At 69.9% G+C, this 10,106-nt stretch carries 6 protein-coding genes and 3 pseudogenes; 5 read left to right on the forward strand and 4 right to left on the reverse strand.

The features are described 5' to 3' along the window. Positions 1-279, forward strand: a pseudogene (locus tag AB0P35_RS40355) (spore-associated protein A); the annotation flags it as partial. A gap of 1,321 nt (positions 280-1,600) precedes the next feature. Here AB0P35_RS40355 and AB0P35_RS40360 read toward each other — a convergent pair. Both AB0P35_RS40360 and AB0P35_RS40365 read right to left on the reverse strand, forming a co-directional pair. Then, a pseudogene (locus AB0P35_RS40360) lies at positions 1,601-3,162 on the reverse strand (ISAzo13 family transposase); the annotation flags it as partial. A gap of 271 nt (positions 3,163-3,433) precedes the next feature. Beyond that, positions 3,434-3,928 carry a CBS domain-containing protein gene (locus tag AB0P35_RS40365; protein WP_144298831.1) on the reverse strand — a complete coding sequence of 165 codons (495 nt, stop codon included), beginning with the start codon at positions 3,926-3,928 and terminating at the stop codon, positions 3,434-3,436. Between the two features lie 281 nt (positions 3,929-4,209). Between AB0P35_RS40365 and AB0P35_RS40370 the strand changes: the two are divergent. Further along, positions 4,210-5,029: pseudogene (locus tag AB0P35_RS40370) on the forward strand (transposase family protein). A 561-nt stretch (positions 5,030-5,590) separates the two neighbouring features. Here AB0P35_RS40370 and AB0P35_RS40375 read toward each other — a convergent pair. Both AB0P35_RS40375 and AB0P35_RS40380 read right to left on the reverse strand, forming a co-directional pair. Next, positions 5,591-5,794 (reverse strand): hypothetical protein, encoded by a 204-nt coding sequence (locus AB0P35_RS40375; RefSeq protein ID WP_095877549.1) that lies wholly within the window; start codon positions 5,792-5,794, stop codon positions 5,591-5,593. Between the two features lie 44 nt (positions 5,795-5,838). After that, positions 5,839-5,961 (reverse strand): hypothetical protein, encoded by a 123-nt coding sequence (locus AB0P35_RS40380; RefSeq protein WP_257019559.1) that lies wholly within the window; start codon positions 5,959-5,961, stop codon positions 5,839-5,841. 914 nt (positions 5,962-6,875) lie between these two features. Between AB0P35_RS40380 and AB0P35_RS40385 the strand changes: the two genes are divergently transcribed. From AB0P35_RS40385 to AB0P35_RS40395, 3 genes are all read left to right on the forward strand, one after another. Beyond that, entirely contained in the window at positions 6,876-7,037 is a 162-nt protein-coding gene (locus AB0P35_RS40385; RefSeq protein ID WP_179419741.1) for a hypothetical protein, read from the forward strand. Between the two features lie 66 nt (positions 7,038-7,103). Continuing rightward, positions 7,104-7,907, forward strand: coding sequence for a hypothetical protein (locus AB0P35_RS40390; protein WP_363521260.1), 804 nt, complete (start codon positions 7,104-7,106; stop codon positions 7,905-7,907). Positions 7,908-8,781: 874 nt separating this feature from the next. Then, a complete protein-coding gene (locus AB0P35_RS40395; protein ID WP_179419743.1) occupies positions 8,782-10,053 on the forward strand; it encodes a DEAD/DEAH box helicase family protein in 1,272 nt (423 codons plus the stop codon). Positions 10,054-10,106: the final 53 nt, after the last annotated feature.

The following is a 10,106-nucleotide window of genomic DNA, read 5'->3' on the forward strand; positions in this document are numbered from 1 at the left end:
GACCACCGCGACCTCAACCTCGGCGGCACGGTCTACCTGACCTACAACAGCAGCAACGGCAACAACTGCGTGGTCACGGTCCGCAACAGCCCGGGGCAACCGATCCTCATGCTCGCCGGGCTCAGCCTGGCCGGCGCCTCCACCTGGACGAAGCTCGACGAGAACTACTACCGGTCCTACGCCGGACCGGTCTACCTGCACGCCGAGCACAGCTGCATCAACTGGGAAGGCGGCATCGAGGACAACGTCAGCGGCGGCTTCAACGTGCACTGCGGCTGATCGCGACCCGTCGTCGACCTCGGCAGCGGATTCGAGGTCGAGGGGCGCCGTGCGGGCATGCCCCGCCGTGTTCGCGGCAGGGCCGACGGCCCACTGGCGCAATCTATCTGACGCTGCGGCAGCTCGCTCCGCCCTTCGGAGTCTCGAAGCCCGCGGGCCCGCGGTCGGCAGGAACCGCACCAGGCGGTCGCCGAGGTTGAGCGAGCCGAGGGTGGCCAGCAGCATCGCCGCGGACAGCAGCGCATAGCTGCGGCCGACCGTGTCGGTGCTGAACCAGCGGGCGGCGAGCAGCCAGAACAGGGCGCCGTGGCCGGCGGCCACGACGGCGCTGGCGGCCAGGATCCGGCCGTTGCGTACCAGCGGCGTACGGGCCGGCTTTCCCCCGGTCCCGTTCTGCAGGCGCTCCCGCCACTGGGTGAGCGGCGCGCCGAGCTTCTCTCTCACGCCCGCTGCGCCCTTCCCGCATCGAACGGGTCGGGCGGGTCCTGCCGCGGGTCGGCGCGACCCGCCGCCTCGGGCCCCGGGTGGGGGCCGGGGCGGTCTGTTCGCTGCCGTTGGGGCGGCTGCCGCGCACCAGCACGGTCGCCGCCGGGTCGTCCGGCCCGAACAGGGGGCGGCCCATCGGGACCCTGCGCATCGTCTTGCACCGGGTGCAGCGCACCGTGCCGCCCGGCTTGGCCCGGGTGCCCTGGGTGTCGTACCCGCAGGTCGCGCACCGGGGCAGAACGAAGACCGGAAGGATCAGAACGAAGGGCACAGGCATGGACAAACCGTCGCAGAATCGGCGCTCCCCCGACGGGATTCCACGCCCGAGACCATCCGTTCAGCCGGTTGGACGGCGCCGTCGGCCCTGCGCCCACGCAGGCCCTGGGCGGCCCGACGACGCGGCGTCAGACCAGGTGGGAAACACCACGGTCCGGCTGCGCAGGGAGCAGCCGGACCGAGTGCCCGAGGAGGTGAATCCGGCTCAACCGGTTCCCCGCCCGGCCCTAGGGTCGCCCGGGCGGGGCCGGTGGGAGGCGCGCGTGCAAGGAAGGCGCCCGGTGTTTTGCATCGGCCCCGGCGACCGGCCGTATGGCGGGGGAAGGTGCCGGGCTCTGTCTGCCGTTCGGCAGCCCGGCGGAACGCACCGGGTCGGGGCACCCGAGGTGGCCGGGGGCGCTGGGCACAGTGGTGGGAAGTGGCAGTGCCCGGGCCTGCTGGGGGCTTGTCTCTGAATAACTGTCAGGGTTGATCTTCCTGGGGATTCTCGTCAGGCAAGCGAACTCGAAGCTGTTCGAGGGTCCGGGCGGGCGATCCAGGCAGTGGTGTGACGACGACGCGGTGCAGGTCCAGGAGCCGGTGTCCGTCTTGGAACTGGTTGGAGAGGTTGGTGCGGGTGACGCCCAGCAGCTCCGCCAGGAGGGTGCTGGTGATCGCCTTGCGGCGGCGCAACAGCGCCGTCAGGAGCCGGTGGTAGTGGTCGAGGCTGCTGGTCTGCGGGTGGAGGTAGCTGCGTGGACGGTGGAAGCGTCGCTGGAAGGCGGCCTCGGCGAGGGCGTCCCAGTACGGCTCGGAGACTGCTACCAGGTGTTCGAAGTCGGACCGTGGCATGCCGGTCAGGGCCGGATTGCTGAGCATCTCGGTCAGGGCGGGGTCGATCCGCCGGGCGGCCGCCGGCGCTGGTGGCGTTCGGGGCGGGACGGGTGCCAGCGTGTAGTTCCAGTCGCCGTGGAACGCATTGGGTGTGATCGGCAAGGCCTGGAACTCGGCAGCGGTCACCGTGGAGCCCAGGCGGTAGCTGCCGGTGTCCAGCTCGGCGCCGATGGTCAGCCCGGTACGTGTGGTGGTCGCGGCGATGGTTTCGATGACGACTTGGTAGCTGGTCAGCGGTCGGCCGCGCCAGTTCGCGGTGATGTGGCAGAACATTCGGTGTTCGATTTTGTTCCATTTCGACGTGCCCGGCGGGAAGTGGCAGACCGTGATCTCCAGTCCGCTCTCCAGCGCGAAGGCGGCCAGGTGCTTCTTCCAGGTCCAGCGGCGGGGATCGTTCGAGCCGCCGGCGTCGGCGGTGATCAGCAGCCGGGTGGCGTCCGGGTGGTGCACCCGGCCGCGGCGCTGCCACCAGCGGCGTATGGACTCGACCGCGAACTCGGAGGTGTCGTGGTCGGTCCCGACGTTGACCCAGCCGGTGTTGGTGGCGATGTCGTAGATCCCGTAGGGGATGGCGACGGGCTGGTCGCTGGTGGTGAAGGTGTGGCAGTCGACTTTGATCGGGTCCTTGCCCGGCTGCCAGGTGCGGCCGGGCCGGTCGCGGTTGCCGAGCCATTCCTTGGCCTTGGTGTCGACGCTGATCACCGGCTGCCCACCGTCGAGGAAGGCGGTGGCCGTGGCGTTCAGGTGGGCGAACTGGACATCGCGGTCCGGGTGGCTGGCGCCCTCGGTGGTCTTGACGGTGCCCTGCAGGCTGTAGCCCAGGCCGTGCAGTAGGCGCCCGACGGTTGCGGCACCGACCGGATGGCCTTGCGACGTGAGGGTCGAGGCCAGGGCCCGCAGCGACAGGGTGGTCCATCGCAACGGGGAGACGGGATCACCTCGGGTGTGCGGCTCGATCAGCGCCTCGAGTGCCGCCAGCAGGCCGGGGTTGGTGACCGTCAACGGCTTGCGGCCGGCTCCCGCCGCCCGGACTCTCCGCGTCGGCACCGGGTCCCCAGCCAACTCAGTGATGCCGCGTGCGACGGTGACGGTGCTGGCCCCGGACGCAGCGGCCACCAGGGTGATCCCGCCGTGGCCGATGGCCGCAGCCTCGCTGGCCAGGTAGAGCCGACGGCGCCGCTCATCAAGATGCGGCAGGATCCGATCGAACTTGGCCCGTAACGCGGTGACGGGCGGACGCACAGTCATGGTCCACCCTCCCACCAACTCCCGCTGAACAGGCAGTAATTGAAATACAAGCCCTGGCGCTCCCAGGACACTGCCGGGCGGCGCGTCAAGGCCCTGGGGGCCAGCCGACCGCGCTGCGGAAGCTGCGGTCGGCAACGCCCCTCACCTGTGCTGCAGCCGCTGATGGGGCTGTGTCTCGTGGCCGGGCCGGCTGTGGGAAGACGGCCCGTCAGTTCTGGTTTTCGGTCTGGAGCATCCAGGGTGTGCTTCTTTGGTGCCGTGGTCGGGCAGGTCAGCGGGTCCTTGACCGCGTCCGGTGGTCCGCTGTGCTGGAGACGTTGGCTCGGAGGGTGGGTGCGGCGAGGAGGGCGGTGACGCGGGTGCGGGAAAGGACGCCGAGGAGGTACCCGTCGTCGTCGACGACGGGCCACGGGTCGAGGCGTTTGACGTGCATGGTCATTGCGGCGAGCGAGAGGGCCAGGGTGGGCCAGGCGAACGGGCCGCACTGGCGCATTGCGTCGCTGACCCGGGAGTGGGCGGTGTACCAGGTGCAGGCGAGGAACGGGGCGAGCGAGGCGGGGGTCACCAGGCCTTGGCATCGGTCGTCGTCCGTGCACACCAGCAGGCAGGTGGCGCCGGTGTCGGTCAGGAGGCGGTCGGCCTGCTCGATGCTGGCGCCGGCGGTGATGCGCGGCCCGCAGGGTTCCATTGCGTCTGCGGCCGTCAGCCCGTGTCTACCAGCAGTGGTCGGGGTGGTCGGGGTGGTCGGGTGTTTCCGGGTGGTCATGGTGTCACCGAATCCTGCCCCGGCTCGGCCCCGCCGCCGGTGCCCGCGTGTCCGGAACGAGGCCGGTGCGACGGCCGGGATCGACAAGCCCTGAACACTGCACCCCACCCTACGCCGCTCCCCGGCCCGACCCGCGCCGCTCACCGGCCTGCTGCCCGCCCCGCGGTTCACCGACAGGGAGGGCCGGAAGGCGGTCAGTGAACCTCTTTCATCCTATCTCGGCAGGGTGAAATAGCTGGTCAGCGGGTTGCAGTGACGCAACAGGACCCCTCGTCGTTGCCGTGGTGATCTCACTCATCACGTCGCCGCCGAGGGGCCCTGTTGGTTCCGTATCCTGCCATGCTCGATGTCCCGCACGAGCTCGTTGAGCACGTCTCCTGGCTCATCTACACCCGAAGGCGTGAACTCGGCTCACGATGGAGGAGGTTGGGCTGCTTCAAGCAGGCCCTGCTGGTCCTGGCCCATCTGCGGAAGAACGAGACCCTCGCGCAACTGGGAGCCGGGTTCGGGGTGTCGGAGGCGACGGCCTGGCGGTACGTGGACGAGACCGTCGAGGTCCTGGCCGCGTGGGCGCCGGGCCTGCGCGAGGCCCTGGTGGGACTGGGCGAAGGCGACTTCGTGATCGTGGACGGCACGCTGATCCCGACCGACCGGATCGCCGCCGACGAGCCGTACTACTCGCAAAAGCACCGCAAGCACGGGATGAACGTGCAGGTCGTCGCTGCCCCGGACGGCACACCTCTGTGGTTCTCCCGTGCCCTGCCGGGGCGCACTCACGACCTGACCGCGGCCCGCGCCCACGGCATCGTCCAGGCCTGCCTGACCCGCGAGGTCCTCGTCCTCGCCGACCGGGCCTATCGAGGCGCGGGCTCCACCGTCCGCACCCCCTACTACAACCACCACGAACTGCCCGAGCACTACCAGCAGTACAACCGCGACCACGCCCGCCTGCGTGCACCCGGCGAACGCGCCTGCGCCCAGCTGAAGACCTGGAAGGTCTTCCGTAAAGCCCGCTGCTCGACCAACCGCATCAGCCGACTGATCGCCGCCGTCCACACCCTCATGATCCAAAGCCTCGCGACCTGCGAAAGCTCAGGATGAAAGAGGCTCAGTGACGTCCGGCGTTCTTTGTGAGGCGGCCTCCGTCTCACCCGGGCGCCGAAAGAGGTCCGGTGTGAAGTGGTGAGGGAGTCCAGTGATCCTCTGGGCGGTTCGCAGAACGCGCTCCCCCACCCCCACGGCGGACGCGATCAGCCGGACATGCGCCGAGACCGGCTCACCACGCGCGTCGAGAGCCAGGAGACGCGCAACCGCGACCCGGCGGGCCTGATCACGCCCCAATACAACTCGTTCGTCCACACCTCATCAGTGACACCCCATCACCGGCCACGACACCGAAAACGCAAAACACCTGACAGCGGCAAACGACATGCGCTAGCAGCACCACCCCGGACCCCCGCCATCCATACCGGGCGACACCGCCACGACCAGCACAAACGACAACAACAACAGCACCCAAACGACAAACCACGACAGCCGGCACTGAGCAGCCGACCAGCAGGAACAAGACCTCAGCCACTGCCAGAACACCGACGCCCCGCCACTGCCACTCCCCCGACGCGCACCAACCTGTGTCCAGTGGAAGCGATGAATCGCGAATTCTCAGTGCCAGCCGGTAATGTTCTGGCCTCCGGGACCGGGGTCCCCGTTGGACAGGAAGCCGATCAGACCGCAGATCACCACGATCACCGCGAGCAGGACCAGCCAGAAGGTGTCCTCGAATCCGTAGTGGCGTGGTGGGCGGCCGGGTCGGTCACTGTCTCTCTCGGCACTGGGACCCTCGACGTCGTTGTCATCATCTGGCACCGTGCTCCTCCCCCCGGCCCGTAGGCCTCTGGCGTGCGGGAACGTCACTTGTAGGGCGGCATGTTGTAGGCCGGGCTTCCGGGGCTCCAGTCCATGTGGGACACGAGGATGGCCAGAAGGAGCACGACCACGATCACGACGAGCACCCCCACCCAGAAACTGTCCACAGGTCCGGGACGGTGCGGCTCCGGCGAGCTGCTAAGCCGATCACCACCGCCCTCACCATCACGGTCCTCGGCATCGCTGTCCCCACCAGGTGCCACGGCCCCTCCTTCGCCCAAAGCCATGGCACCGCCCCACACGGCAGGCGTCAAGACCGCCCGCAACGACCCACCCCGCCCGCGCGCGGCCACCGGCCGGGCGCCGCCCCCTGAGGGTGGGTCGTGGGTGTCAGCCGAGGTGCTCGGTGAGCTGCTCGATGATCCAGTCGGTGACCGAGCGGGCGATGCCGGAGGCTGCACCGCGGGTGATCTGCCCGGCGAGCAGCTCGCCGGGCTCCTTGGCCTCGGCCGGGGTGTGGTGGGGTGCGGTCGGCTGCGCGGGGACCGCCGCGCAGCGGGGGGTCTACCAGACGAGGAGGCCGCGACCTGCAAGGGCGACAAGAGGGACAGTGCCACAACGCAAGCCACAGCAGTCATCCATCAGATGGCTGACCAGCAGCGTCGGATGTCGCCCTCACTGCCACAGGCCTGGCGCCCCATCACTACCGCTCCCTTGACGCGCACCATACCCGGTGCGGGCCACGGACCGGCTGGGGCCGGGCCGGTTGGTCCGGTGTCCGCGGTGCAGACGGCTGTGCAGCTCCGTGCCGGCCGACGTGGGAGAGCTGTCGGATGCGCAGTTGGCGCTTTGAACAGGTGTTCCCGTAGATGCGCCTGGACCAGTGATTAAGCATCACCGGGCCGATGCTCCAACGGCTTTGGGCCTGCCCTCCCAGTAAAATGAGGCTGGGGGGCGAAGTGCTGCGGAGGCAGTCTGCGCCCTCATATGGCGAGGGAGCCCCCGTTGATGACCTGCGCCTTGCCCGCGCCGGTCGGGGACTCCCAGCCGATACCCGCTGTCTACAACAGGAGCACCTGTCATGAAGCGTACCTTCCAGTCCCTGGCAGCAAGAGCACGTGCGCGTCTTCGGGGGTGGCGGCCCCAGGTCGGGGTCCTCGGCCGGCGGGCGCTGCTTGGCGCCGCCTACGCCGCCGGGGGTCTCCCCTTCACCCTGCTCGGGCACTACCTCATGACCCGCTGACCTGACCGGGCCGGTAGCCGCTGGCGGCTACCGGCCCGCAATTCGTGCTGGAGGTGCACAGTCCCTGTGATCTCGCCTGCGATCACTGCTACGTCTACGAGCACGCGGACACCAGTTGGCGCGGCAGGCCGCAGGCCGTCCCTGGAGCACGTCCCGGCCAGGACAGCCGAGCGACTCTACGACTACGCTCGAACGCACGACCGGTCCTGCCGCGCACGTTGTGCTGCACGGCGGGGAACCCCTGCTGGCCGAACGAGCCCTGTCGCACCGGCGATTTCGAACGAACGTTCCCGCAACCTGCGGATCCACACCAACGGCGTCCTGCTCAGTCCGGCCTTCCGCGACCTCTTCGCCGAGTACGGCATCAAAGTCGGCATCTCCCTCGACGGCGACCGCGCCGCCAACGACCGGCACCGCCGCTTCGCCGACGGCCGCTCCAGCCACGCCAAGGTCCTCGCCGCCCTCCACCTGCTGCGCCGCCCCGAGTACCGCCACCTCTACGCCGGACTGCTGTGCACCATCGACGTCGAGAACGACCCCGTCGCGGTCCTCGACGCCCTGCTCGGCCTCGAACCGCCGCGGATCGACTTTCTCCTCCCGCACGCCACCTGGGACGCCCCGCCCCTACGCCCGGCACGCCGGCGGCGGACTGTACGCCCACCGCTACCGAACCGGCAGCGGCTTTGCCAACCCCTCGGCCTTCTGCGGAGACCTGAGCAGCTCATCACCACCGTCCGCGACCGGATCGGTCCGGCCGCCGCCGCGGCACTGTGTGCCCGCATCCCGTTCGAGCTACCGGTCCCCGCTCGCGGCGACAGCGCACACCCGCCCACGCTGGGCCGGCTGCTCGTCGGCGGCAGGCCCGGCTGACCGCCACCGCCGACGTCTTCACTGTCCGCGGCACCGCCGTCGCCTGGGACACCCCGGCTCGCGGCGCCTGCTAGCCCGGCCGCCGGACAGCGCTGCCGGATGGACGGTCGCTCTGGAGGACACCGACCCGCAGCGGGACAACTGTCACTGGCAGGGCGGCGGCCGGCGGGGCAACGAGGCCCTGCAGGGCTGGACGGGCGCACTCCGGGAGGCCTGAGAAACTCGTCGGCCGCGACCTGCCCAGATACGCCCCCGGCCTCGCCGAACCCTGACTGGCCCAGTACTGGGCCTCCGTGGAGGTCCCCTACCGGCCGTTCTACTCCTACGGGGAGATCCTCGCCCCGTTCGGCGACGCACCCGGGCCAGCCCGCCAACCAGGGCGTCGACGCCGCCTACCGCACCGTGGCCAAGGAGCCTTGGGTGCCGTCGGTTCGCCAGCCAAGTGGCTGTCTCCGGCCAGGTCGAGAAGGTCAACCGTGATGAGACCGCCAACTACTTCCGCAATCGCCCGCACGGCTTCCCCGCGCCCGACTCACCTACTGGTCGGTCCGCAGCGCAACCCGTCCCTCACCGGGCGCGCCAAGGTCCTCGACGACTGCGTGAACAGCTGGTCGGCGGCCCCACCGCGGTGCCCACCCTTCAGACCTATACGGCTTGCGGCGTCGGCAAGACCCAGGTCGCCCTGGAGTATGCCCACCGGTACACGTCGCACTACGACCTGGTCTGATGGATCGACGCGGAGCAGGCCGATTCCGTCGTGCACGACCTCGCCGAACTGGCTCCAGTGCTGGCCGGACATGGGAGGCTCCCGTCGTGTGAATACGGTCCAGTGCCGGAACGGCGCTGGGTCACGGACAGCGAGGAGGTCAGTGAGGTGACGGAGCCAGGTCGCGCCGTGGTCTCGTTGCGGGGGCACCAGGAGGAGGCGCTGGAGGCCATCGTGCGGGGCCTGACGCCTCGTCCGGGGCGGCCGGCCTCGCCGGGTGGGCTGCGGGTGACGGTGCAGATGGCCACCGGTTCCGGGAAGTCGTACGTGGGGGCGGCGGCCGGGCAGAAGCTCGCCCCGCGCGGGACCGTGCCGGTGGTGGTGCCGACGCTGGACCTGCTGGTGCAGATGATCGGCTCGTGGCGGGCCGTCGGCCGCTCCGGGGCCATGCACGCGATCTGCTCCCTGGTCGACGGTGAGCTGCCCTACGGTGTGAGGGCGACGACCAGTCCGTTGATGATCGGCATGTGGCTGCAGCACGCCGCGAAGCACCGCCGGCCCACCACGCTGTTCGCGACCTACACCTCGGTCGGGGCCGTGGCGGACGCGTACGCCTACTGGGCCGAGCGCCAGGGCGAGCCGTTGCCGCCGCTGGCGCTCCTGGTGGCCGATGAGGCGCACCGGTCCTCGGGGAGTGTCGAGAAGACCTGGACCGTGGTCCATCATCAGGCGGAGATTCCGGCGGAGCGCCGGCTGTACGTGACCGCCACCCCGCGGATCTGGGCACCGCCCAGTGCAGCCATGAGGCGGCGCGAGGACGCCCGCCAGCCGCTGCCCGAGGAGCTCGCAGTGTCCATGGACGATGTGCGCGTCTACGGGCCGCAGGTGTTCACGCTGGGCCTCGCGGAGGCCATCGACCGCAAGCTTCTCGCGCCGTTCGAGGTCGTGGTCCTGGAGCTGCGCGACCCGCTCGCCGACCGCGCTGGTGCGGCGCGGCAGGGCATGCCGTTCGGGCCCGGTGCCGGTGAGGCTGCGGACGGGAGCGGGGACGAGGTGCCGGCCGCACACCTCGCCGCGATCCAGGCCGGGGTCGTGAAGACGATGGTCGAGCGCGGCCTGGAGCGGTGCATCACCTTCCACAACCGCACTCTCGAAGCCCGGTACTTCTCCGAGACCCTGAACCAGACGGTAGAGAAGCTGCATCTCGACAATGCTCAGAAATACCCGGCCGAAATGTGGGCGCAGTGGCTGTCCGGTGAGCACGGCGTCGATTTTCGTAAGCAGGTGATCTGCGGGTTCGGGCGGGGCGAGGAGGACGACGGTCTGAGGCACCGGATCGTCTCCCAGTGCCGGGTTCTCGGCGAGGGCGTGGACATCCCGAATGCAGACTCGGTCGTACTAACCTCCGTGTTTCGCTTCGCGTCGGCTGATCTGGGGTGATCTCCAGGTTGAAGGTCGTGGGGTTGCCGTCGGACGGTGGGCATGCCGAGGGC

The sequence above is a fragment of the Kitasatospora sp. NPDC085879 genome, from assembly GCF_040686255.1.
GTDB lineage: Bacteria > Actinomycetota > Actinomycetes > Streptomycetales > Streptomycetaceae > Kitasatospora.